Genomic DNA, 22,681 nt, shown 5'->3' on the forward strand with positions numbered 1-22,681 from the left:
GCCCGGTCCCATTCCGAACCCGGAAGCTAAGCCTGACAGCGCCGATGGTACTGCAACCGAAGGGTTGTGGGAGAGTAGGACACCGCCGGACTAACTTCAGGACAGGGTCCTGACCAGGGTTGAGAACCCCAACAGGTTCTCCCCGGTCAGGGCCCTGTCTCTTTTCATGTCCATGGACCGACTAGAATGGTCCGTTGGCTCACCTGACGGGTGGGCGCAAGTGTCGAAACTTTTCAATAGTGGCAGGAGGCCAGGTGTCCGAGTTCGGTCGACGTGACTCAGATGATGGCGCGTCCGGCCGGTCGGGTCGCCGGGACGACAGTCCCCGCGGAGGCCGGTCTGACGCGCAGCGAGGTGACCGGCGCGGTTCCGCCGGCGGCAGGCAGGACCGGGGCGGCCGCGATGGCGGCTACCAGGGCCGCCCGCGCAGGGACGATCGCGGCGCCCGCGGTTCCGGTGGCAGCTACGCCGGCAAGCCCGCGCGCGGCGGCGACGGCTCCCGTGACCAGCGCTCCGGTGGCAGCCGGTTCACAGGTCAGGGACGCGACGAGAGCCGTCCGCGCTACAACAACGACGACCGTCGTGGCCCTGGTGCCGGCGACCGTCGTGACGACCGGTCCGGTGGCCGCGACAACGATCGTCGCGGCGGCTTCCGCACCGACGACCGGCGCGACAGCCGCGACTACAAGGGCGGCGACCGCGGCGGTTACCGCTCGGACAACCGTGGTGGCGACAACCGTGGCGGTTACCGCTCGGACAACCGGGGTAGCGACAACCGTGGCGGTTACCGGTCCGACAACCGCGACAGCCGTGGCGGCGACCGCGGTGGATACCGCGGCGGCGACAACCGTGACAACCGCGGCAGTGACAATCGCGGCGGTGACCGTGGGGGCTACCGGTCCGAGAACCGGGGTGGCGACCGCGGTGGTTACCGCTCGTCCGACAACCGCTCCGACAATCGGTCGGACAGCCGTTCGGACAACCGTTCCGAGGGCCGGTACGAGAAGCGCTCCGACAGCCGCCCGGCTCGTTCCGGCTACGGCTCGGACAACCGCGGCCGTTCCGACGACCGCCCGTCCGGCAACCGTTACGAAGGACGCCCCCAGGGAAAGTCCTACGGCGACCGTGACAATCGGGGTGGCGGTGACGACCGGCGTCCGTCCTATCGCGATGACCGCGGTGGCTCCCGTTCCGGCGGCTACAGCGGCGACCGCCGTCCCAGCGGTGGTGGCTACGAGCGCAAGAGCTTCGGCGACCGCGACAAGCGCGGTGACGACAAGCGCGGTGCCTACCGTCCGTCCGGCGACCGTCCCGACCGCCGCTCGTCCGACCGGCCGGAGAAGCGGTACGACGACAAGCGCGGCGGCTTCGACCGCAAGCGCGACGACCGTCCCCAGCGTGACCGTTCCGAAGGCCGCAAGGACTTCCGTTCGTCTCCGCGCACCGAGGACAGGCCTGTCGACGACGAGACCTTGGCGCGTGAGCTGCTCGAGGCTCCCGAGCTGCCCGAAGGCATCGAGTTCTCCGACCTCGACGAAGAAGTCCGCCGGGAACTCCGCACCCTGCCCAAGGCACTCGCGGAAACCGTCGGCAAGCACCTGGTCGCGGCCGGTGGCCTCGTCGACGAGGATCCCGAAGCCGCCATGGAGCACGCCAAGTACGCGAAGGCCAAGGCGTCGCGGGTCCCGATCGTCCGTGAGGCGCTCGGCCTGGTCGCCTACCACGCGGGCAACTGGTCCGAGGCGCTGTCCGAGCTGCGGGCCGTCCGCCGGATGACCCGGGCCGACGACCACATCGCGATCATCGCCGACGCCGAGCGTGCCATCGGTCGCCCGGAGCGGGCCCTCGACCTCGCGAAGGAGGTCGACAAGGAGCGCCTGTCCAAGGCGACCCAGATCGAGCTCGCGATCGTCGCGGCCGGCGCGCGGCGTGACCTCGGTCAGCTGGACGCCGCCGTCGTCTCCCTGCAGGGTGACGACCTCAAGGCGGAGAAGCGCGACCCGTGGAGCGCCCGGCTGTTCTACGCCTACGCCGACAACCTCGCCGCCGCAGACCGCAAGGACGAGGCGATCCGCTGGTTCCTGAACGCGGCAGAGGCCGACGAGGAGGACGAGACCGACGCCGCCGAGCGCGCCGCGGAGCTCACGAATGGCTGACGCCCTGTCGGCCGGGTACGACGCGGTCCTGTTCGACCTCGACGGCACGGTCTATCACGGCAGCACCGTGGTCCCGGGCGCACCGGAAGCGCTCCGGGCGCTTCGGGACCACGGCACGGCCGTCCGTTGGGTGACCAACAACGCCTCCAAGGCACCCGCGGAGGTCTCCGCACACCTGGAGGCACTCGGACTGCCCGCCACCCCCGAAGAGGTCCACACGAGCTCTCAGGCCGCCGCCGCCCTGCTGGGTGAGCGGCTGCCTCAGGGCGCGGTGGTTCTCGTCGTGGGCACGGACTCGCTGGCAGCCCAGATCGAGTCCGTCGGCCTGAAGACGATCCGGGAAGCCGGTCCGGACGTGGCCGCTGTGGTGCAAGGGCACTCGCCGCAGAACACCTGGGCCGCTCTCGCGGAGGCGTGCCTCGCCATCCGCGCGGGCGCGCTGTGGGTGGCGACCAACGTCGACGCGACCCTGCCCAGCGAACGCGGACTGCTCCCGGGCAACGGGTCGATGGTGGCCGCGTTGCGCACCGCCACCGGCGTCGAACCGCTGGTGGCCGGCAAGCCCGCGCCGGGGCTGTTCACGACGGCGGCGCGGGACGCGGGTGCGGAGCGTGCCCTCGTCGTGGGCGACAGGCTGGACACCGACATCGAGGGCGCCGTCGCGGCGGGGATCGACGCGCTCTGCGTCCTGACCGGCGTCGCCGACGCGGCATCCCTGATCTCGGCGAGGCCCGAGGAGCGTCCGCGCTACCTCGCGTGGGATCTGTCCGGATTGGGTAGCCGCGCGGACCTTCTCGAAATCGGGCACAAGGACGGCTGGCGCGTCACCGCACAGGGTGACGTGCTCGAAGCCGACGGTGAAGGCGACTCCCTCGACCTGTTGCGCGCGTTGTGCGCGGCGGCCTGGGACTCGGGGATCACCGAGGTCCGTGGTGTGGGCGACACCGCCCGCGCCGCGCTCGCCGAGCTGCGCCTCGGCTGACCAGCGCTGCTAACTTGGTGGGGTGCAAGACCACTTCCACCCCGTGCCGCGACCGCCGGTGCCGGGCCCTCCGCCGGTGCCCGGGCCACCGGCGGTCCAGGCCGATCAGTTCGCGCAGCAGGACACGGATCCCCGAGCCGGGATCGACGAAGCCGTGGCGGGTCTCGACGACCTCGCCGCGCTTCCGCTCTCGGAGCACGTCGACCGGTTCGAGGCCGTGCACACCGAGCTGACGGTGGCGCTGTCCACCATCGACAAGGTCTGACCGCGTGCCCAAACGCGCCCGCCTGGACGCGGAGCTCGTCCGGCGGGGACTCGCCCGTTCCCGGGAGCAGGCGTCGGCGTTGATCGCCGAAGGCAAGGTCACCGTGCGCGGCATGGTGGCCACCAAACCCGCGACTGGGGTCGAGTCCGGCGCGCCGATCGTGGTGCGCGACGGCGACGACCCCGGCTGGGCCTCGCGCGGCGCGCACAAGTTGCTCGGCGCGCTCGAAGCTTTCACCCCGCAAGGTCTTTCCACCGAGGGAAAACGCTGTCTCGACGCGGGCGCCTCGACCGGTGGCTTCACCGATGTCCTGCTGCGCAACGGCGCCGCCACGGTGATCGCCGCCGACGTCGGCCGCGGCCTGCTGGACTGGCGCCTGCGCACCGACGACCGCGTGGTCGTCCTGGACAAGACGAACGTGCGCAACCTGACCCCGGAAGACCTCGGCGGGCAGGTCGACCTCGTGGTCGGGGATCTCTCGTTCATCTCGCTCAAACTCGTGCTGCCCGCGCTGGCCGCCTGCGCGCGGGACGGCGCGGATCTGGTGCCGATGGTGAAACCGCAGTTCGAGGTGGGCAAGGACCGGCTCGGCAGCGGCGGCGTCGTCCGGGACCCGGAGCTGCGCGCCGAATCGGTGCTCGGTGTGCTCGCCGAGGCCGAAAAACTGGATCTGAGCCTGCGCGGCGTCGTGGCGAGCCCGCTTCCCGGGCCGTCGGGGAACGTCGAATACTTCGTCTGGCTTACCCGTGGGGCGGGGGAGACCGACGGCACCGACGCCGAGCGGCTCGTCCGGACCGCAGTCCTGGAGGGACCCCAATGAGCGATCGCGAGGTGCTGCTAGTCGTGCACCCGGACCGGGACGCGACCCGGGACGCGGCACGCGAGGTTTCGGCCCGTTTCGCCAAGGCGGGTGTGCGGCTCCGGGTACTCGACGAAGACGTCCGGGAGATGCTGGAAGCCGACGGCGGGATCGGCGCGCCCTGCACGGTCATGGCGCCGGAGCAGGACCCGGCCGCCGGCACCGAGCTGGTGTTCGTGCTCGGCGGCGACGGCACCCTGCTGCGGGCAGCGGAACTGGCGAGGCCGAACGGCGTTCCGGTCCTCGGCGTGAACCTCGGCCGGGTCGGCTTCCTGGCGGAGGCCGATTCGGACAAGCTCGCCGACACCGTCCAGCGTGCCGTCGACGGCGACTACCAGGTCGAAGAGCGGATGACCGTCGATGTCGTCGTGACCGTCGACGGTGAGGAGACCGTCAACACCTGGGCGCTCAACGAGGCCAGCGTCGAGAAGAGCTCGCGTGAGCGCGTGCTGGACGCCCTCATCGAGGTCGACGGAAGGCCCGTGTCGTCCTTCGGCTGCGACGGCGTCCTGTGCGCCACCCCGACCGGCTCGACGGCGTACGCGTTCTCCGCGGGCGGGCCGATCATCTGGCCGGACGTCCAGGCCCTGCTGGTGGTCCCGAGCAACGCGCACGCGATGTTCTCCCGGCCGCTGGTCGTCTCGCGGGACTCGGAGATCACCGTCGCCATCGATCCGGACGGTTCGCCCGCCGTCCTGACCTGCGACGGATCGCGGACCTTCGATCTTCCCGCCGGTGCGGCCGTGCGGGTCACCTGCGGCCGGGTGCCGGTGCGCCTGGTCCGGTTGTGGGAAGGCCCGTTCACCGACCGGTTGGTGCACAAGTTCTCATTGCCGATCAAGGGCTGGCGGGAGCGGCACGCTCGCTGACGGATGTCATGAAAGGGTCGTTCAGGACTTTTTTGTCTTGAACGACCCTTTCCTGACGTGCCGGGTGCGGGAATGGTCGGGGTGGGCCGCTACGGTGGGCGTCGTGCTGGCCGAGATGCGCATCCAGGGCCTCGGAGTCATCGAGGACGCCCTGCTGGAACTGCACGCGGGCTTCACCGTCGTCACCGGTGAGACGGGTGCGGGCAAGACCATGGTCGTCAGCGGGTTGCACCTGCTCTCCGGCGGCCGAGCCGAAGTGTCCAAGGTGCGGACGGGAATGCTGAAGGCCTTCGTGGAAGGCCGCTTCGAGCTGGGCGGTGCCGAGGGCGCCACCCGGATCGTCACCGACGCCGGGGCGGAGGTCGACGAGGACGGCAGTGTCATCGCGCTGCGCGCGGTCTCGGTCGACGGCCGGTCCCGTGCCCACCTCGGCGGCCGTTCGGTGCCGGTCGGGGTACTGGCCGATCTGTCCGAGCAGCTGATCGCCGTCCACGGGCAGAACGATCAGCTGCGGCTGCTGCGGCCCGCCGAGCAGCGGGCGGTGATCGACCGGTTCGCCGGTGAAGCCGTCACCGAACCGCTCGAGCGGTACCGCGCGGTCCGGGACGAGTGGCTCGCCGTCGTCGCCGAACTGACCGAGCGTTCCACCCGCTCCCGCGAGATGGCGCAGCAGGCCGACCTGTTGCGCCACGGCCTCGCCGAGATCGACGCCGTCGCGCCGGAACCGGGCGAGGACACGGAACTCACCGAGCAGATCAAGCGGCTCGCCGCGGTCGACGAACTGCGGGCGGCGGCCAGCGCGGCGCACGCCGCCGTCGCCGGTTCGGCGGACGGGGATCCGGACGCGCCCGGCGCGCTGGGGCTGATCGGCGAGGCGAGCCGCCATCTGACCGGTTCCGAAGACGCCGTGCTGCGTGAACTCGGGCCCCGGTTGGACGAGGCGTCGGTGCTGCTGTCCGAAGTGGGCACCGAGCTGGGCAGCTACCTCGAAACGCTCGACGCCGACCCGGCGTTGCTGGAGAAGGTGCTCGCGCGCCAGGCGGACCTGAAGCGGCTCACGCGCAAATACGCGGCAGACGTGGACGGCGTGCTCGCCTGGGCCGACGACGCCCGCCGCCGGATGTCCACGATGGACACCTCCGAAGAGGCGTTGGCCGAGCTGGCCAAGCGCCGCGACGAACTCGCCGTCACGCTGGCGGAACACGCGCTCACGCTGTCGGAGGCGCGGGTCGAGGCCGCCGCCGAACTCGCCGAGGCGATCACCGCCGAGATGTCCGGGCTCGCCATGGGGCAGGCCGAGATCGAGATCACCGTCGAGCGGCGCGCGGTCGACGAGAGCGACGCGCACGCGGTGAAGGTCGGCGGCAGGCTCGTGCACGCCGGGGCCGACGGCGTCGACGACGTCGAGTTGCTGCTGCGGGCGCACAACGGCGCCCCGCCGCTCCCGGTGCACAAGGCCGCTTCCGGTGGTGAGCTTTCCCGCGTGATGCTGGCGATCGAGGTCGTCCTCGCGCACGCGGACACCGTGCAGACACTGGTGTTCGACGAGGTCGACGCCGGGGTCGGCGGCCGGGCCGCGGTCGAGATCGGCAGGCGGCTCGCGCGGCTGGCGCGCAGTCACCAGGTCCTGGTGGTCACGCATCTGCCGCAGGTGGCCGCGTTCGCCGATCAGCATCTGGTGGTGGACAAGGGCACCAGCGGCGGAGTGACCCGCAGCGGCGTGCGCGTGCTCGAACAGTCGGAGCGTGTCGTCGAGCTCGCCCGCATGCTCGCCGGAATGGAAAGCACCGAGACCGGCCGGGCACACGCGGAAGAACTGCTCGCCGTCGCCGAGGCCGACAAGAGCACGCCGGACAAGCCCAAGGCCCGTCGCGGTGGGAAGCGAAAGAAGACGAAGTAGCCTCTGCCTGAGCGAGTCCGTGAAGGCCTCCTTCCCTACCTTCAGGGTGGGGAAGGAGGCCTTCACTACCACTGGGCTTGAACCACTCAGGTGCGGTTGCGAAAGCCACTTTCGCAACGCGCCTCCGTGAGGCCGTAGCCGAACCAGTGTGGGTTAATCGGCGTGTTTCCATCGGCGTGGCGGACGCAGAAGGCCGCGCGAATTTGTCACTATCGGTCGCATGAAGCTCACCGGCTTGCTCTCGCGTAACCAAGAGACCCTCCCCGGGATCACCGGCGTCGCCAGGGTCGACCGGCGTACGCGCGAGCTGCTCCGCCGGCTGAGCCCCGGCGACATCGTCGTCCTCGACCAGCTCGACCTCGACCGGTCGACGGCCGATGCCTTGGTGGAGGCCGAAGTCGCGGCGGTGGTGAACGCCTCGCCCTCGATCTCCGGCCGTTTCCCCAACCTGGGCCCGGAGATCCTGCTCGAGGCCGGGATCCCGCTCGTCGATTCGGTCGGCGGTGAACTGCTGCGCAAGGTGAAGGACGGCACGAAACTCCGCCTGCACGAAGGCGTCGTCTACATCGGAGAGCGGCAGCTCGGCTCGGGTGTCCAGCAGACGCGGGAAAGCGTCGCGGACCAGATGATCGAGGCCAAGGCCGGGATGTCCACCCAGCTCGAGGCGTTCTCCGCGAACACGATCGAATTCCTCCGCCGGGAACGCAGCCTCATCCTCGACGGTGTCGGTGTCCCGGAGATCCGGGTGCCGCTCAAGGACCGGCACGCCCTCGTGGTCGCGGGCGGCAACGGGCACGCCGAAGACCTCAAGAAGCTGAAGAAGTACATCGCCGAGCACCGGCCGGTGCTGATCGGTGTCGACGCCGGGGCCGACACGCTGCGCGCGCAGGGATATCAGCCGGACGTCATCGTCGGCGACCCGCACGGGATCGGCGCCGAGACCCTGCGCAGCGGTGGCGAGGTCGTGGTCCCGGCGCAGCCGGACGGGCACGCGCCGGGTGTCGAGCGCATCCAGGACCTCGGGATCGGCGCGGTCACCTTCCCTGCGACGGGTAACGCCGAGGATCTGGCTCTGCTGCTGGCCGACGCGCACGAGGCGAGCCTGGTGGTCACCGTCGGTTTCCAGGCGACGCTGCGGGAGTTCCTCGACCACGGCCGGTCCGGCTCGAACCCGTCGACGTTCCTCACCCGGCTCAAACTCGGCACGAAACTGGTCGACGGCAAGGCGGTCGCGACCCTGCACCGCAGCCGGGTGTCCATCGGCGCCATCGTCCTGCTGGTCGTCGCGACCCTGGTGGCCGTCGCGGCCGCACTGCTGGTGTCCGACGTGGGTTCGGTCTACCTCGACTGGATCCGCGACACCTGGAACTCGTTCATCGCCTGGGGCAAGGGACTCTTCACGTGATTTCACTGCGGTACCACATCGTTTCCATCGCCGCCTGCTTCCTGGCGCTCGCCCTCGGGGTGGTGCTCGGGTCCACGGCGCTGAACGGTGCCCTGCTTTCGGGTCTCGCCGGCCAGAAGGAGGATCTGGGTTCCCAGGTCGCGGATCTGGAGGCGCAGCGCAACACGCTCAACGCCAGGCTCGGCGACGCGGACGCGTTCGCCGGCGCGATGGGGCCGAAGGTCGTCGCCGGGCAGCTGGACAAGCGTTCGGTGGTGCTGGTGACCACAGAGGACGCGAAGCCCGCGGACCGCGACGCGCTCAAGCAGCTCGTCGGCCAGGCGGGTGCCGCCGTCACCGGGGAGATCCAGCTGACCGAGGCGTTCTCCGACCCGATGCGCTCCGATCAGCTGCGTGACGTCGTCTCGCGGCTCCAGCCCGCCGGTGTCCAGTTCCCGACCGCGGGCGACCCCGGCACCCTCGCCGGCGCTCTGCTCGGCTCGGTCGCGTTGCTGAACAAGGACAACGCGCAGCCGCAGTCCACGCCGGTGGAGCTGGCGGCCGCGCTTGGCGGGCTCACCGACGGCGGTTTCCTCAAGACCGGCGGAGACGTGAAGCCCGCGCAGCTCGCGATCGTGCTCACCGGTTCCAAGTACACCGGGGACGGCGCCGGTGACCGTGCGTCGACCATCGCGCGGTTCGCCGCGCAGCTGGACCGTTCCGGCGCGGGCACCGTCTTGGCGGGCGACGCGGGATCCGCCGACGGCACCGGCGCGATCGGCGTCGTCCGCGCCGACACCTCGTCGACCTCGATCCTGTCCACTGTGGACAACGCGGAGACCGCGGCCGGCCGGGTCACCACGATCTTGGCGCTGCGCGAGCAGCTCGAAGGCGGCGCGGGCCGCTACGGCATCGCGGGCAATGCCCAGGCTCCGGCCCCCGGTATCGCGGCCGACGGCAACTAGTCCCCCTTTCGCATTTCGTCCTCTGAATGCGGTACTTGCGTGTGCAACTACCGCATTCAGAGGACTAAACGCGGGGCCAGAGGCGGGTTTTCGGGAGTGGGCGGGCGTAGGAGCCGGCCCGGCTGGTCTTGAGGTTCAGCGCCACCAGGGATTCGGCCAGCCGGACCGCGGCCGCGACGCCGTCGATCACCGGGATGTCCAGCATCGCCGAGATCCGGCGATCGAGGCCGGTCATCCCCGCGCAGCCGAGGACGAGGACCTCCGCACCCGCGTCGCGGGCGCGCCGTCCGGCGGTCAGCAGTGCCGATTCCGTCCGGCGTTCGTCGGTCAGTTCGAGCACCCCGAGCCCGGCACCGAGGACGCCGACGCAGTTCTGCGCGACGCCCGCGGCGTGCAGGCTGTCTTCGATGAGCCCGCACGTCCGGTCCAATGTGGTCACGACGCCGTAGCGTCTTCCCAGCAGGCAGGCCAGATGCGCGGCGGCCTCGGTGATGTCGACGACGGGGACGTCGAGCAGCTCCCGCGCGCCTTCCCTGCCGTGCTCACCGAAACCGGCCATCACGAGCGCGTCGAACGGCTCGTCCAGCCCGTTGAGAAGGTCGAGGACGGCTGCGGCGCTCAGGAAGCTGTCCAGCCAGCCCTCGGCGGATTCAGGGCCCCACAACGGGGTTCTGGCCAGGATCTCGGTGCCGGGACTCGCCGCGGCGCGGGCGCCCGCCTCGATCTCCTTGGTCATCGCCTCGGTGGTGTTGCAGTTGGTGACCAGGATCCGCATCACGCGACCCGTTGCTTGCGCGACACCACGAAGTAGAGGGCCGCGGCGGAAGCGGTACCGATGAACCACGAGTACGGCGCGGCCGGGGCGAAGAACGGCACCAGGGCGATGATCGCGGACAGCGCCGCGGTGGGCAGGAAGGTGACCATCGCGCGTGGGTTGAATCCGCGCTTGTAGTGGTACGGCGAACCGGGTCCGGCCACGAACAGCTTGTCCACGTCGATCCGGCCGCGTTTCACCAGGTAGTAGTCGACGATCATGATGCCGAACAGCGGGCCGAGGAAGGCGCCGAGACCGCCGAGGAAGTAGTTGACCACCGCGGGCGACGAGTACAGCTTCCACGGCAGCACGCACAACGCCGCGACCGCGCTGATCATCCCGCCGATGGTGAAGGTGATCCGTTTCGGCCAGATGTTGGCCAGGTCGTAGGCGGGCGAGACGAAGTTCGCGACGATGTTCACGCCCATGGTGGCGATCGCGAAGGTCAGCGCGCCGATGATCAGCACGGGGGTGTTGTCGATACGGGCCAGTAGTTCGGCAGGGTCGGTGATGGCTTCGCCGAACACCTGGAGGCTGCCGGCGGTCACCAGCACCGACAGCAGCGCGAACGCCGTCGAGTTGATCGGCAGTCCCCAGAAGTTGCCGCGCCGTACCGTTTTCTGGTTCGGGGCGAACCGCGAGAAGTCGCAGAAGTTGAGCATCAGGGTGCCGTAGATGGACAGGATCAGGCCGACGGCGCCGAACCACTGCCGTACTTGCTCCCCTGTGGACAGTGCCTTCGGGTTACTCGTCAAGGAGATGTTCCAGTCGGCGGCGGCCAGGATCCACACCGCGAGCGCGATCATCACGACCCAGATGCCGGGACCGCACCAGTCCTGGAACTTGCGCACGGCCTCCATGCCGCGGGTGAGCACGAGCGCCTGCGCGAGCCACAGCGCGATGAAACAGATCCAGCCGAGGGCGTGCAGGCCGAGGAAACCCACCTCGGTCAACGGTTTCAGACCCGGATCGATCGCGAGCACGAGCAGCGTGATGGCCACGGACGCGAGGTAGGTCTGGATGCCGTACCAGAAGATCGCGATGATCGCGCGGATGAGCGCGGGCAGGTTCGCGCCGAAGGTGCCGAAACTGATGCGGGCGACCACGGGGAAGGGGACGCCGGTCTTCTGGCCGATCCGGCCCATCAGGTTCATGCCGAAGTAGATGAGCACGAAACCGGTCAGCAGCGCGGTGAACACCTGCCAGGCCGAGAGCCCGAGGACGAACAGGCCCGCCGCGAAGGTGTAATTGCCGAGGTTGTGCACGTCCGACATCCACAGCGCGAAGATGTCGTAGACCTTCCAGCGGCGTTCTTTCGCCGGGGCGAGATCTTCGTTCCAGAGCCGGGGATCGGCGTTCTCGGTGGTAGGCGCTTCGGACCGGGTTGCTGGGGCGGCGGTCATGCGGGCCTCCGATCGACGGGGACATCCGGTCGATTTGGTATCCCAAAATTTGGCATCCCAAATATCACCCCGCGGTGGCCCGCCGTCAAGGTTTCTGCCGATAAACTCGGGTTACGAGCTGTTACGGCAGTATTGAACGAGGGGGTCGGGTGGCCGAGGAAGGACCGCGTCAGCCGCTGGCCGCGACCCGGCAGCGGGTCCGCGACGAGCTGCGTGAACGTATCCTCGCCGGACGGCTGAAGCCGGGGGACAGGCTGGTCGAACGCGAGCTCGCCGAGGACCTCGGAGTTTCGCGGGTCCCCGTGCGCGAGGCCATCCGCAGCCTGGAGGCCGAGGGCTTCCTCGCCGTCCAGTCGCCGCGGCGCATCGTCGTGCGCCAGCTGGCCAAGGCCGACGTCGAGGAGCTGTTCGACGTCCGTGAGGCACTCGAAGGACTCGCCGCCGGACTGGCCGCCGAACGGGCGGGCAAAGCGGAACTCCGCGCGCTCGAACGGCTGCTCACCGACGCCGCCCGCGCGACCGAAAGTGGTGACCCGGCCCGGATCACTCTGCTCAACACCCGCTTCCACGACCAGATCGTCGCGCTCGCCGGCAACGGGCTCCTGCACGAGATCCTCCGCCCGCTCGAGGGCAGGCTGCGCTGGCTGACCAGCCAGAACGAGCACTGGGGTGAACTGCTCGACGAGCACCGCCGCCTCTACGACGCGATCGCTTCGGGCGACGCCGACCGCGCGCGGGCCCACGCCGTCGAACATGTGCGGGTGAACCGGGCGGTCACGCTGAAGGCGTTGTTCCCCGAAGATGACGGAGAACGCTCCGCCGGGTGAACCGGGAATGTCAGACTCGCGGCATGATCACCGACGAACAACGGGCCGCCCGCACCGCGCGGGCGGTGGCCGCCGCGGTTTCCGCGGGACGTGACCTCGGCATCGCCATCACCGGACCCGAGGTCCTGTACGACGTTTTCTCCGTCATCGTGCGGCTGGCGCCTTCTCCGGTCGTCGTGCGCGTGCCGACCGTGCTGCCGCGCACGACCACGCTGGAGACACAGCTGACCGACCAGCGGCGCGAACTCGCCGTCGCCACCTGGCTCGGCGAGAAGGGGCTTCCGGTCGTCAAGCCGAGCCCGCTGGTACCGGCGGAACCCGTGCAGCGCGACGGTTTCTCGATGACTTTTTGGGAACTGATCGAGTTCGTCGAGGACGCGAACCTTGCCGTGGAGCACTCGGCCAAGCTCGTCGCGAAGCTGCACGCCACGCTCCGTGACTATCCCGGCGACCTGGCGTTCCTGAACGGGCTCGACCCGTTCATCCCCGACGGCCTCGCCCAGCTCGAAGGCAGGCCGGAGCTGCTCGACCCCGCCGACCTCGACCGCGCCCGCCGCGAATGGGAGGTCTTCCGGTCGCTGCTGGAATCGGAGGAGGCCTTCGCCAAGGCGTTCCCCGGTGCCACCGTGCAACCGGTGCACGGTGACTCGCCGGGCTACAACCTGATCGTCACCACCGAAGGCGAGCTCTACTCCGACTTCGAACTGGTGAACCGCGGCCCGATCGAACGCGACCTCGCGTTCAACGGTCCCGAAGGCATCGAGGCCTACAACGCCGCCGCCGTCGGACTCGGCCTGCGCGAGGTCGACGAAGGCGCGCTGCGAACCTTCGAGGCGGTGGGCCTGCTTCAGGTGGTCGCGTGCCTGTCGATGGCGCCCGAGCTGCCGATGCTGGTGGACGGTCTCAAGCCGATGATCGACCAGTGGCGGGGAACCCCCTTCGCCGGAGGGCTCGGCTAGCCGAGCATCGAAGTCCAGGCTTCGGCGAATCCGGGGAAGGTCTTCCCGACCGTCCCCGGGTTCTCCACTTCGACCCCTTCGACCTTCAGGCCGAGCACCGCCGCCGCCATCACCAGCCGGTGGTCGTCGTAGGTGCGGAACTTCCCTCCGTGCAGCGGCGCCGGCGTGATCCGCAGCCCGTCCTCGGTCTCGCGGACGTCGGCGCCGAGCGACGACAGTTCGGTGGCGAGCGCGGTCAGCCGGTCGGTCTCGTGGCCGCGAAGATGCGCCACCCCGGAGATGACCGACGGTCCCTCGGCGAAGCACAGCAGCGCCGCGATCACCGGCGTCAGCTCGCCGACGTCGTGCAGGTCCAGTTCGACGCCGGGAATCGCGCCGCTGCCGGTGACCGTCAGGCCCGCCGCGTCGAGTTCGGCGGTGGCGCCGAGAACGGGCGCCAGGCTGCGCAGCCAGTCCCCGGGTTGCGTCGTCCGCTGCGGCCAGCCCGCGATGCGCACTGTGCCGCCGGTCGCGATCGCGGCGGCGACGAACGGCGCCGCCGTCGAGAGGTCCGGCTCGACGATGTACTCGGGGCAGGAAAGCCGTGTCGGCGCGACGTGGAACTCGGCGCCCTCGCGGTCCACAGTGGCCCCGAACCGGCGGAGCATCTCGACGGTCATCGCGATATGCGGCTCGCTCGGCACCTGGCCGCCCACGAGGCGCACGGTGACACCCTGCTGGAACGACGGCCCAGCGAGCAGCAGTGCGGACAGGAACTGGCTCGACGCCGAGGCGTCCAGGTCGACCCTGCCGCCCCGCAAGCCGCCTTCGCCGTGGACGGTGAAGGGCGGCGCCTCGCGGTGGTCGTCGTCGATGCGGGCGCCGAGGTCGCGAAGTGCCTTCAGCAGCGGCCCGATGGGACGGCGGCGGATGGCCTCGTCGCCGTCGAACAGCGCCGGGCCGGTTCCCAGCGCGGCGAGCGCGGGGGTGAACCTGGCGACCGTGCCCGCGTTGCCGAGCTCCACCCGGACGGTCTCGTCGGGATGGACGCGGCCGGGGCCGAGCGGGTGCACGAGGTAGCCGCCGATGCTGCCCTGCGAGTGGGCGCCGAGTGCGTAGATGGCGCCGAGCATCAGGCGCGCGTCCCGGGAGTCGAGCGGGGTCCGCACCCGCGTCGGCGCGCTGGCGAGCGCGGCGAGGACGTAGGCCCGGTTGGTGATCGACTTCGAACCGGGGACACGGATGTCCGCGTCGAGCGGGCCTTCCGCGACCGGTGCGGTCCAGGTGTCGTGCGCGTCTGTCACGCCGCGAGAGTAGCGGTTTTCCACTCCAACGGACGCTTGCGGCGTGGCCGGTGAGCGCTTCGGCGGGCGTGCGATAAGGTGGAAGCCCGTGGGACTTCAGTCGCGGGCTACCAAGTATGTCTTTGTCACCGGAGGCGTTGCCTCCTCTCTGGGTAAGGGACTCACGGCTTCCAGCCTGGGTCAGCTCCTTACCGCACGTGGGCTCCGGGTCACGATGCAGAAGCTGGATCCGTACCTCAACGTCGATCCGGGCACGATGAACCCGTTCCAGCACGGTGAGGTGTTCGTCACCGACGACGGCGCCGAGACCGATCTGGACATCGGGCACTACGAGCGTTTTCTCGACCGGGCTCTCGACGGCAAGGCGAACGTCACCACCGGGCAGGTGTACTCCGAGGTCATCGCCAAGGAGCGCCGCGGTGAGTACCTCGGCGACACCGTGCAGGTCATCCCGCACATCACCGACGAGATCAAGGCGAGGATCACCGCCGCGGCGGGCGCCGACGAGGACGGGAACAGCCCGGACGTCGTGATCACCGAGGTCGGCGGCACCGTGGGCGACATCGAGTCGCTGCCGTTCCTGGAGGCCTGCCGTCAGGTCCGCCACGACGTCGGCCGCGACCAGTGCTTCTTCCTCCACGTCTCCCTGGTCCCGTACCTCGCCCCCTCGGGCGAGCTGAAGACCAAGCCGACCCAGCACTCGGTCGCCGCATTGCGCAACATCGGTATCCAGCCCGACGCGCTCGTCTGCCGCGCCGACCGTGAGCTGCCGGAGGACCTCAAGCGCAAGATCGGCCTGATGTGCGACGTCGACACCGAAGCCGTCATCGCCTGCCCCGACGCGCCGTCGATCTACGACATCCCGAAGGTGTTGCACCGTGAGGCGCTCGACGCCTACGTGGTGCGCCGCCTCGGGCTGCCGTTCCGCGACGTCGACTGGACCGTGTGGGGCGACCTGCTCGACCGCGTGCACAACCCGTCGGAGACGGTGCGGGTCGCGCTCGTCGGCAAGTACATCGACCTGCCGGACGCGTATCTGTCGGTCACCGAGGCGCTGCGCGCGGGCGGGTTCGCCCACCGCGCCAAGGTCCAGATCTCCTGGGTCCCCTCGGACTCCTGCGAGACCCCGGCCGGCGCGGCCGCGGCGCTGTCCGATGTGGACGGCGTGCTGGTGCCGGGCGGCTTCGGCGTCCGTGGCATCGAGGGCAAGGTCGGCGCCATCGCCTACGCCCGCACCCACGGGCTGCCGCTGCTGGGCCTGTGCCTCGGCCTGCAGTGCATGGTGATCGACGCGGCGCGGAACCTGGCGGGTATCAAGGACGCGAACTCGGCCGAGTTCGAGGACGGCCCGAACCCGGTCATCTCGACGATGGCCGACCAGCGTGACGTCGTCGCCGGCGAGCGCGACATGGGCGGCACCATGCGGCTCGGCGCCTACGTCGCCAAGCTCAAGCCGGGCTCGCAGGTCGCGAAGGCGTACGGCAGCACCGAGGTCTCCGAGCGGCATCGTCACCGCTACGAGGTCAACAACGCTTACCGCAAGCGCCTTTCCGACGCCGGTCTGGTGTTCTCGGGTACCTCGCCCGACGACCACCTGGTCGAGTTCGTGGAGCTGCCCGCCGACAAGCACCCGTTCTTCGTCGGCACCCAGGCGCACCCGGAGCTCAAGAGCCGCCCGACCCGTCCGCACCCGCTGTTCAGCGCGTTCGTGAAGGCCGTCGTCGACCGCAAGGTCGCCGAGCGGCTGCCGGTCGAGCTGCCCGAGGCCGCTCAGACGGTGGCCCGGTGAGCGAGCCCGGTAAGCACGAGTTCACCGTCGCGTCCACAAAGGACGTCCACATCGGACGTGTCGTGGGGCTGCGGGTCGACGAGGTCGTGATGCCCGGCGGCGGCACCGCCCGTCGTGAGGTCGTCGAGCACCTCGGCGCGGTCGCCGTCGTCGCGCTCGACGAGGACGGCGCGGTCACGCTGATCCACCAGTACCGTCATCCGATCGGGCGGCGGCTGTGGGAACTGCCCGCCGGGCTGATCGACAAGGCGGGGGAGGACCCCGTCGGCGCGGCCCAACGCGAGCTGGTCGAGGAGGTCGGGCTCAGCGCCGAGCGCTGGGAGACCCTGATCGACGTCGCGGCGTCGCCCGGCTTCACCGACGAGGTCGTCCGCGTCTACCTCGCCCGCGACCTGTCCGAAGTGGACAGGGAGGTCCTTGGCGACGAGGAGGCGGACCTCGTCATGCGGAAGTTCCCGCTCGCCGAGGCGGTCCGGATGGCGCTGGCCGGTGAGCTGGTGAACGGGTCGACCGTCGGTGGCGTGCTCGCCGCGCACGCGGTGCTTTCGGGGGCGGCTTCGTCGCGGCCCGCCGACGCGCCTTGGGAGGACAGGCCGACGAAGTTCGCTTCGCGCGGTCTCTAGCCGCTCGCTCGTGACATGAAAGGCCCCTTCATTGCAAATTTTGCAATGAAGGGGCCTTTCATGTCAGTTCCGAGGCGTTCAGTCCCGGAGACGGCGGCCCTGCGCGTCGGTGCCGCCGTTCGCCAGCAGCACGATCCCGTCGACCAACGGCCAGACCGCGCCGATGCCGCAGGTGACCACCACGACCGCCAGTTGCCCCAGCGCGAGCCCGACATGGCCGGTGTAGAAGCGCCCGATCCCGAACGGCAGCACGATCTGCAGTACCCCGGCGGCGACCTTCGACTTCGGTGAGTACGGCGCGACCGCGGCGGGCTGCTGGTACACGGGCACGAACGGCGGCGGGTCGAACCGCGGCGCCAGGTACGCCGGATGCGGCGCGGGAAGGTCCTGGAACAGCGGCCGGAGTTCGCCGAACGTCACGGCCTCGTACGCGGCGAGGACGCGGCCCTCGTACTCGTCCGGCGTGATCCTTCCCTGGCTGTAGTGGTCGGCGAGCAGCCGCGCCGCCTCCTCGCGCTCGGCGGTGCCGGCGCGCATTTCGTCCGGGTCCGGTTGCTGGGACATGCTCCCAAGGTAGCCCGTTTCACACCCGCGACGCGGTACGCGCGGCGAACCCCCGAACGGGTCGCGGTCGTCCTAGAGTGTCCGTGTGTCACGGGCCGGCGGTACCGGAGTCGCCCAGGTGGTCGCCGCTTACCTCGACCATCTGGTGGTCGAGCGCGGAACCGCGAGGAACACCCTCGACAGCTACTCCCGCGACCTGCGCCGGTACACCGCGTACCTCGGCGATGCCGACGTCGAGTGCTTCGACGATGTCACCTCGGCGCACATCACCTCGTTCGGCGCGGCGCTGCGCGAAGGCGACGAAGAGCATCGGCCGCTCGCCGCGTCCTCGGCGGCCCGAGCGCTGGTCGCGGTGCGAGGGCTGCACAAGTTCGCGCACGCCGACGGCATCACCGAGCACGATCCGGCTCGCGAGGTCCGCCCGCCCGCCGCGGCCAAACGGCTGCCCAAGGCGCTGCCGGTGGCCGACGTGCTGAAACTGCTGGAAACCCCGCCGCCCGAGGGCGAACGCCCGCTGCGGGACCGGGCGCTGCTGGAGCTGCTCTACTCCACCGGCGCGCGGATCTCGGAGGCCGTGGGGCTCGACGTCGACGACATCGACGACACCGAACGGACCGTGCTGCTCGACGGCAAGGGCGGCAAGCAGCGCATCGTGCCGATCGGCCGTCCCGCGCTGGAAGCGGTGCACGCGTACCTCGTCCGCGCGCGGCCGGCGCTCGCCACCCACGGCAGGGGGACGCCGGCGATGTTCCTGAATGCCCGCGGTTCCAGGCTTTCCCGGCAGAGCGCGTGGCAGGTTCTCAAGGACACCGCGGAATCCGCGGGGGTCACGGCGGGCGTCTCTCCGCACACGCTGCGCCATTCCTTCGCCACGCATCTTCTCGAGGGCGGCGCCGACGTCCGCGTCGTGCAGGAACTCCTCGGCCACGCTTCGGTGACCACCACCCAGGTGTACACGCTGGTCACGGTCAACACGCTCCGCGAGGTTTACGCGACGGCACATCCCCGCGCGCTCGGCTAGGCACTTTCCGGTAAGTCATGTTCGCGGTCTTTCAGGACAGCCTGGACAGCGCCTAAACGACCCGGTCAGTCCCGGCGTGCCTCGTTGGCTCGACTCCCGGATCGCGCATAGGCTGCCGAGGATCCTGCCGAAGAGGAGCTTTCGCGTTATGTCGACACCGAACGAGCCGGCGAAGCCGTCCGCGTCCGCCGGTTCGGCTGCCGCGAGCCTCAGCCAGGTGACCATCGCAACCCCCGCCGAACACGACGGCGACGAACCGTCGGAGGACACGATCTCTTCCCGCGGCCGCAAGGCCAAGCGCGCCAAAGAAACCAAGCAGCAAGAACTCGAGAGGGACGCTATCGGCCCCACGGGCCGTCCGTTCCGCGAGATCCCCGATCCGCCGCCGCTGGACCGGCATGGTCCCGCACTGGTGATGGCCATGTGCAACCAGAAGGGCGGGGTCGGCAAGACCACCTCGACCATCAACCTCGGCGCGGCGCTGGCCGAATGCGGCCGCCGGGTACTGCTGGTCGACTTCGATCCCCAGGGCGCGCTCTCGGTCGGCCTCGGCATTCAGCCGCACGAGCTGGACCAGACGGTCTACAACGTCATCATGGAGCGCTCGGTCAGCATCGCCGACGTCATCCGGAAGACCCGGGTGGACGGTGTCGACCTGCTGCCGAGCAACATCGACCTGTCCGCGGCCGAGGTCCAGTTGGTCGCAGAGGTAGGGCGCGAACACACTTTGTTACGGGTCCTTCGTCCGGTCATGAACGACTACGACTATGTTCTTGTCGACTGCCAGCCCTCGCTAGGCCTGCTGACGGTGAACGCACTGACCGCCGCGGACGGTGTGATCATCCCGCTGGAGTGCGAGTTCTTCAGTCTGCGAGGCGTAGCGCTCCTGATCGACACCATCGAGAAGGTGCAGGAACGCCTCAACCCCAAACTGGACATCACCGGGATTCTCGCCACCATGTACGACCCGAGAACCCTGCACTCGAAGGAGGTCATGGCGAGAGTGGTGGAGGCATTCGGCGACACCGTGTTCGACACGGTGATCAACCGCACCGTGCGGTTCCCCGAGACGACGGTCGCGGGCGAGCCGATCACGACCTGGGCTCCCAAATCAGCGGGCGCGGCGGCCTATCGCGCGCTTGCCCGTGAGGTGATCGCTCGGTGAGCAGGCGAGCTTCCCTGCCCGGAGCGTCCGAACTTTTCAGGATCACCTCCAGCCCCGCGCTCGATCTGCCGCCCGCGCCCGAACAGCCCGCCCCCGCGCAGGGGAACGGCAACGGGAACGAGACGGGGAACGCGCACAAGGAACAGCTGACCCGTGCCGCGCGCAGCGGGTCCGGGCGGACCAAGCACGACGCGAAGATCACCGTCTACGTCTCCGGCGACGAACTGCTGGCGATGGAGCAGGCCAGGCTGAACCTCCGGGCGAAGCACGGCCTCGTACTCGATCGCGGCAGGCTGGTCCGCGAGGCGGTGGCCGTGCTGCTGGCCGACTTCGACGCGGCGGGCGAGGACTCGGTCCTCGTCCAGCGTCTGCGGGCGGGCAGCGAGGACGGGAAAGAGACCGAGAGCTGATGGACGACCCGGCTGCGGCTGCTCCCAGCGGCTCAGAGCCGGTCGAGCGGACAGAGGCAGACGAGACCCCCGCCGTGCACGAGACCGTGCACGGCGGGATGGTCCCCGAAGGACTGGCCAGTGAAGAGCTGAGCACGTCCAAGTTCAAGGTGAACCTGTCGAACTTCCAGGGCCCCTTCGATCTGCTGCTCCAGCTGATCTCGCAGCACCAGCTCGACGTCACCGAAGTCGCGTTGCACCAGGTCACGGACGATTTCATCGCCTACACCCGTGCGCTCGGCACGGAGTGGAACCTCGACGAGACGACCGAGTTCCTGGTCATCGCGGCGACCCTGCTCGACCTCAAGGCGGCACGGCTGCTGCCCGCCGCCGAGGTGGAGAGCGAAGACGACCTCGCCCTGCTCGAAGCACGGGACCTGCTGTTCGCGCGCGTGTTGCAGTATCGGGCGTACAAGCAGGTCGCGGCGCTGTTCGGTGAGCTGGAGGCCGGCGCGCTGCGGCGGTATCCGCGGTCGGTCGCGCTCGAAGACCGGTACATGGGGCTGCTGCCCGAGGTGATGCTCGGCGTCGACCCGGCGAAGTTCGCCGAGATCGCCGTCGCGGTCTTCCGGCCGAAGCCGCCGCCGACGGTGTCGATCGCGCACATCCACATGGGCCGGGTCTCGGTGCGCGAACACGCCGCGCTGCTGCGGCTCAAGCTGGCGGAACGAGGCGAAGCGACCTTCGGTGAGCTGGTCGAAGACTGCGAGCACACCGTCGAGATCGTGGCGCGGTTCCTCGCGCTGCTGGAGCTGTACCGGGAGGCCTCGGTCCAGTTCGAACAGCTGGAGGCGCTCGCCGAACTGCACGTGCGCTGGACCGGCGGGTCCGTGGAGGAGGCGTCGGTGGCGGCCGAGCACGATCGCGCCGCCGCTGAGGACGAGGAGTACGGGTGAGCCCCGAAGAGACCGAGAAGACCGAAGAGACCCCGGAGGCCGAAGCGACCCCGGAGACGGCCGAGGCCCCTGCCGTCGAGCCGGAGGCCGAGACGGAGCCGCCTGCCGACGAAGGGCTCGTCGCGGCGGGCGACGGCGACTACCCCGACGTCACCTCCGACGAGGCGCTCGAAGCGGCGCTCGAGGCGTTGCTCCTGGTCGTCGACTCGCCGATCAACGAGGAATCGCTCGCCGACACCGTCGGGCAACCCGTGTCGCGGGTGACCGTGGCGCTGCGCACGATGGCGCAGAAGTTCACCGAGCGGACCAGCGGAATCGACCTGCGCCGAGTCGGCGAAGGGTGGCGGTTCTACACTAGGGACGTCTATGCCCCGTTCGTGGAGAAGCTTCTGCTCGACGGCCAGCGTTCCAAGCTGACGCGAGCCGCACTGGAGAGCCTCGCCGTGATCGCCTATCGGCAGCCGGTGACCAGGGCCAGGGTCGCCGCCGTCCGAGGGGTGAACGTGGACGGGGTGATCAGGACGCTGCTGGCGCGCGGCCTGATCGAGGAGATGGGGACCGACCCCGAAACCACAGGCACGCTGTACGTGACGACCGAGCTGTTCCTGGAGCGACTGGGCCTCTCGTCCCTGGCCGACCTTCCGCCCATCGCTCCATTGCTACCCGAAGTGGACACCATCGATGACATCTGACCCACATCCCGACGGCATTCGGCTGCAGAAGGTCCTTTCGCAGGCAGGCGTCGCCTCGCGGCGCGCGGCCGAGGACCTGATCGTGCGCGGTCGCGTGAGCGTGGACGGCAAGGTGGTCACCGAACTCGGCCGCCGGGTCGATCCGGACAACTCCGTGATCCACGTCGACGGCACCCGCGTCCAGGTCCGCGAGGACCTCGTCTACCTCCTGCTGAACAAGCCCAAGGGCGTGCACAGCACGATGAACGACGACCGCGGCCGTCCGTGCGTCGGCGACTACCTGCGCGGCCGGTACGAGGAGACGCCCGGCATCGTGCACGTCGGCAGGCTCGACGAGAACACCGAAGGACTCCTGCTGCTCACCAACGACGGCGACCTCGGCCACCGGCTGATGCACCCGTCGTTCCGCGTGCTGAAGACCTACTTCGCCGAGGTCGAGGGCATCGTCCCGCGCGGGCTCGGCAAGGAACTGCGGGCGGGTTTCGAGCTGCCGGACGGCATCGTCAAGGTCGACCAGTTCCGGGTCAAGGACATGCTGGCCGGGCGCACCCAGATCGAGCTGGTCATCCACGAAGGACGCAAGCACATCGTGCGGCGGCTGATGGCGGCCACCGGGCACCCCGTGCGCAAACTGGTCCGGACCGCGCTGGGCGACGTCCAGCTCGGTGCCCAGCGGTCGGGTTCGATCCGGCGGCTGAACCGCGGTGAGGTCGGCTCGCTGTACCGGGCTGTCGATCTGTAGAACTTTCCGCTCTACTGCACAAGTGATCTCCGCGTTTAGCTCTTCCTGATGGGCTTTCAGCCGACGGGGAAGGG

General features: G+C 69.8%; 22 protein-coding genes and 1 rRNA gene. 19 read left to right on the top strand and 4 right to left on the bottom strand.

The window, feature by feature from the left end; genetic code table 11:
- From rrf to AC069H_RS38530, 9 genes are all read left to right on the top strand, one after another.
- Positions 1 to 91, top strand: a 5S ribosomal RNA gene (rrf, locus tag AC069H_RS38490); the annotation flags it as partial.
- Between the two features lie 163 nt (positions 92 to 254).
- Positions 255 to 2,156 (top strand): tetratricopeptide repeat protein, encoded by a 1,902-nt coding sequence (locus AC069H_RS38495; RefSeq protein WP_478235596.1) that lies wholly within the window; start codon positions 255 to 257, stop codon positions 2,154 to 2,156.
- Positions 2,149 to 3,138 carry an HAD-IIA family hydrolase gene (locus AC069H_RS38500; protein ID WP_478235597.1) on the top strand — a complete coding sequence of 330 codons (990 nt, stop codon included), beginning with the start codon at positions 2,149 to 2,151 and terminating at the stop codon, positions 3,136 to 3,138. The genes AC069H_RS38495 and AC069H_RS38500 overlap by 8 nt, the downstream gene beginning before the upstream one ends.
- Positions 3,139 to 3,196: 58 nt before the next feature.
- The gene (locus tag AC069H_RS38505; protein ID WP_039924600.1) at positions 3,197 to 3,403 is read left to right on the top strand and encodes a hypothetical protein; all 207 of its coding nucleotides are present in this window, start codon (positions 3,197 to 3,199) and stop codon (positions 3,401 to 3,403) included.
- A gap of 4 nt (positions 3,404 to 3,407) precedes the next feature.
- The gene (locus AC069H_RS38510) at positions 3,408 to 4,223 is read left to right on the top strand and encodes a TlyA family RNA methyltransferase (protein WP_257485873.1); all 816 of its coding nucleotides are present in this window, start codon (positions 3,408 to 3,410) and stop codon (positions 4,221 to 4,223) included.
- Positions 4,220 to 5,131: an NAD kinase gene (locus tag AC069H_RS38515; protein WP_072026471.1), complete on the top strand. Its 912-nt coding sequence runs from the start codon at positions 4,220 to 4,222 to the stop codon at positions 5,129 to 5,131. Before AC069H_RS38510 ends, AC069H_RS38515 begins: the two co-directional genes overlap by 4 nt.
- A gap of 103 nt (positions 5,132 to 5,234) precedes the next feature.
- Positions 5,235 to 7,031 (top strand): DNA repair protein RecN, encoded by a 1,797-nt coding sequence (recN, locus tag AC069H_RS38520; RefSeq protein ID WP_478235647.1) that lies wholly within the window; start codon positions 5,235 to 5,237, stop codon positions 7,029 to 7,031.
- 220 nt (positions 7,032 to 7,251) lie between these two features.
- On the top strand, positions 7,252 to 8,436 hold the full coding sequence (gene steA / locus AC069H_RS38525) for a putative cytokinetic ring protein SteA (protein ID WP_340685737.1): 1,185 nt from the start codon (positions 7,252 to 7,254) through the stop codon (positions 8,434 to 8,436).
- Complete coding sequence (locus AC069H_RS38530) at positions 8,433 to 9,380, top strand: copper transporter (RefSeq protein ID WP_340685736.1); 948 nt, start codon at positions 8,433 to 8,435, stop codon at positions 9,378 to 9,380. The genes steA and AC069H_RS38530 overlap by 4 nt, the downstream gene beginning before the upstream one ends.
- 64 nt (positions 9,381 to 9,444) lie before the next feature.
- On the opposite strand, the gene AC069H_RS38535 is transcribed toward AC069H_RS38530, so the two are convergent.
- Together AC069H_RS38535 and AC069H_RS38540 are read right to left on the bottom strand one after the other, a co-directional pair.
- The gene (locus tag AC069H_RS38535) at positions 9,445 to 10,155 is read right to left on the bottom strand and encodes an aspartate/glutamate racemase family protein (protein WP_360087007.1); all 711 of its coding nucleotides are present in this window, start codon (positions 10,153 to 10,155) and stop codon (positions 9,445 to 9,447) included.
- Complete coding sequence (locus tag AC069H_RS38540) at positions 10,155 to 11,597, bottom strand: NCS1 family nucleobase:cation symporter-1 (RefSeq protein ID WP_478235598.1); 1,443 nt, start codon at positions 11,595 to 11,597, stop codon at positions 10,155 to 10,157. Before AC069H_RS38540 ends, AC069H_RS38535 begins: the two co-directional genes overlap by 1 nt.
- A 149-nt stretch (positions 11,598 to 11,746) precedes the next feature.
- Between AC069H_RS38540 and AC069H_RS38545 the strand changes: the two genes are divergently transcribed.
- Entirely contained in the window at positions 11,747 to 12,424 is a 678-nt protein-coding gene (locus AC069H_RS38545; RefSeq protein WP_340685733.1) for a GntR family transcriptional regulator, read from the top strand.
- 23 nt (positions 12,425 to 12,447) lie between these two features.
- Positions 12,448 to 13,383: an aminoglycoside phosphotransferase/kinase family protein gene (locus tag AC069H_RS38550; RefSeq protein ID WP_478235599.1), complete on the top strand. Its 936-nt coding sequence runs from the start codon at positions 12,448 to 12,450 to the stop codon at positions 13,381 to 13,383.
- On the opposite strand, the gene aroA is transcribed toward AC069H_RS38550, so the two are convergent.
- Complete coding sequence (aroA, locus tag AC069H_RS38555) at positions 13,380 to 14,666, bottom strand: 3-phosphoshikimate 1-carboxyvinyltransferase (protein WP_478235600.1); 1,287 nt, start codon at positions 14,664 to 14,666, stop codon at positions 13,380 to 13,382. The genes AC069H_RS38550 and aroA overlap by 4 nt on opposite strands.
- Positions 14,667 to 14,754: 88 nt before the next feature.
- Between aroA and AC069H_RS38560 the strand changes: the two genes are divergently transcribed.
- Both AC069H_RS38560 and AC069H_RS38565 read left to right on the top strand, forming a co-directional pair.
- Positions 14,755 to 16,455, top strand: a complete 1,701-nt coding sequence (locus AC069H_RS38560; RefSeq protein ID WP_478235601.1) for a CTP synthase — start codon at positions 14,755 to 14,757, stop codon at positions 16,453 to 16,455.
- On the top strand, positions 16,452 to 17,078 hold the full coding sequence (locus tag AC069H_RS38565) for an NUDIX domain-containing protein (protein WP_478235602.1): 627 nt from the start codon (positions 16,452 to 16,454) through the stop codon (positions 17,076 to 17,078). The genes AC069H_RS38560 and AC069H_RS38565 overlap by 4 nt, the downstream gene beginning before the upstream one ends.
- Positions 17,079 to 17,156: 78 nt before the next feature.
- On the opposite strand, the gene AC069H_RS38570 is transcribed toward AC069H_RS38565, so the two are convergent.
- Entirely contained in the window at positions 17,157 to 17,642 is a 486-nt protein-coding gene (locus AC069H_RS38570) for a DUF1707 domain-containing protein (protein ID WP_478235603.1), read from the bottom strand.
- Positions 17,643 to 17,760: 118 nt separating this feature from the next.
- Here AC069H_RS38570 and xerD point away from each other — a divergent pair, with 118 nt between their 5' ends.
- From xerD to AC069H_RS38600, 6 genes are all read left to right on the top strand, one after another.
- Complete coding sequence (gene xerD, locus AC069H_RS38575) at positions 17,761 to 18,663, top strand: site-specific tyrosine recombinase XerD (protein ID WP_478235648.1); 903 nt, start codon at positions 17,761 to 17,763, stop codon at positions 18,661 to 18,663.
- A 148-nt stretch (positions 18,664 to 18,811) separates the two neighbouring features.
- Complete coding sequence (locus AC069H_RS38580) at positions 18,812 to 19,828, top strand: ParA family protein (RefSeq protein ID WP_478235604.1); 1,017 nt, start codon at positions 18,812 to 18,814, stop codon at positions 19,826 to 19,828.
- The gene (locus tag AC069H_RS38585) at positions 19,825 to 20,238 is read left to right on the top strand and encodes a cobyrinic acid a,c-diamide synthase (protein ID WP_478235605.1); all 414 of its coding nucleotides are present in this window, start codon (positions 19,825 to 19,827) and stop codon (positions 20,236 to 20,238) included. The genes AC069H_RS38580 and AC069H_RS38585 overlap by 4 nt, the downstream gene beginning before the upstream one ends.
- Complete coding sequence (locus AC069H_RS38590; protein ID WP_478224875.1) at positions 20,238 to 21,173, top strand: segregation and condensation protein A; 936 nt, start codon at positions 20,238 to 20,240, stop codon at positions 21,171 to 21,173. The genes AC069H_RS38585 and AC069H_RS38590 overlap by 1 nt, the downstream gene beginning before the upstream one ends.
- Complete coding sequence (gene scpB, locus AC069H_RS38595; protein WP_478224874.1) at positions 21,170 to 21,865, top strand: SMC-Scp complex subunit ScpB; 696 nt, start codon at positions 21,170 to 21,172, stop codon at positions 21,863 to 21,865. The genes AC069H_RS38590 and scpB overlap by 4 nt, the downstream gene beginning before the upstream one ends.
- Positions 21,855 to 22,607 (top strand): pseudouridine synthase, encoded by a 753-nt coding sequence (locus tag AC069H_RS38600; protein WP_007035528.1) that lies wholly within the window; start codon positions 21,855 to 21,857, stop codon positions 22,605 to 22,607. The genes scpB and AC069H_RS38600 overlap by 11 nt, the downstream gene beginning before the upstream one ends.
- The last annotated feature ends 74 nt before the right edge of the window (positions 22,608 to 22,681 follow it).

The organism is Amycolatopsis sp. NPDC043887, assembly GCF_056435665.1.

Coding starts and splice junctions, on each gene's coding strand:
- AC069H_RS38500 (WP_478235597.1), top strand. CDS start 2,149: ATGGCTGACGCCCTGTCGGCCGGGTACGACGCGGTCCTGTTCGACCTC.
- AC069H_RS38515 (WP_072026471.1), top strand. CDS start 4,220: ATGAGCGATCGCGAGGTGCTGCTAGTCGTGCACCCGGACCGGGACGCG.
- steA (WP_340685737.1), top strand. CDS start 7,252: ATGAAGCTCACCGGCTTGCTCTCGCGTAACCAAGAGACCCTCCCCGGG.
- AC069H_RS38535 (WP_360087007.1), bottom strand. CDS start 10,155: ATGCGGATCCTGGTCACCAACTGCAACACCACCGAGGCGATGACCAAG.
- AC069H_RS38540 (WP_478235598.1), bottom strand. CDS start 11,597: ATGACCGCCGCCCCAGCAACCCGGTCCGAAGCGCCTACCACCGAGAAC.
- AC069H_RS38550 (WP_478235599.1), top strand. CDS start 12,448: ATGATCACCGACGAACAACGGGCCGCCCGCACCGCGCGGGCGGTGGCC.
- AC069H_RS38570 (WP_478235603.1), bottom strand. CDS start 17,642: ATGTCCCAGCAACCGGACCCGGACGAAATGCGCGCCGGCACCGCCGAG.
- AC069H_RS38580 (WP_478235604.1), top strand. CDS start 18,812: ATGTCGACACCGAACGAGCCGGCGAAGCCGTCCGCGTCCGCCGGTTCG.
- AC069H_RS38590 (WP_478224875.1), top strand. CDS start 20,238: ATGGACGACCCGGCTGCGGCTGCTCCCAGCGGCTCAGAGCCGGTCGAG.
- AC069H_RS38600 (WP_007035528.1), top strand. CDS start 21,855: ATGACATCTGACCCACATCCCGACGGCATTCGGCTGCAGAAGGTCCTT.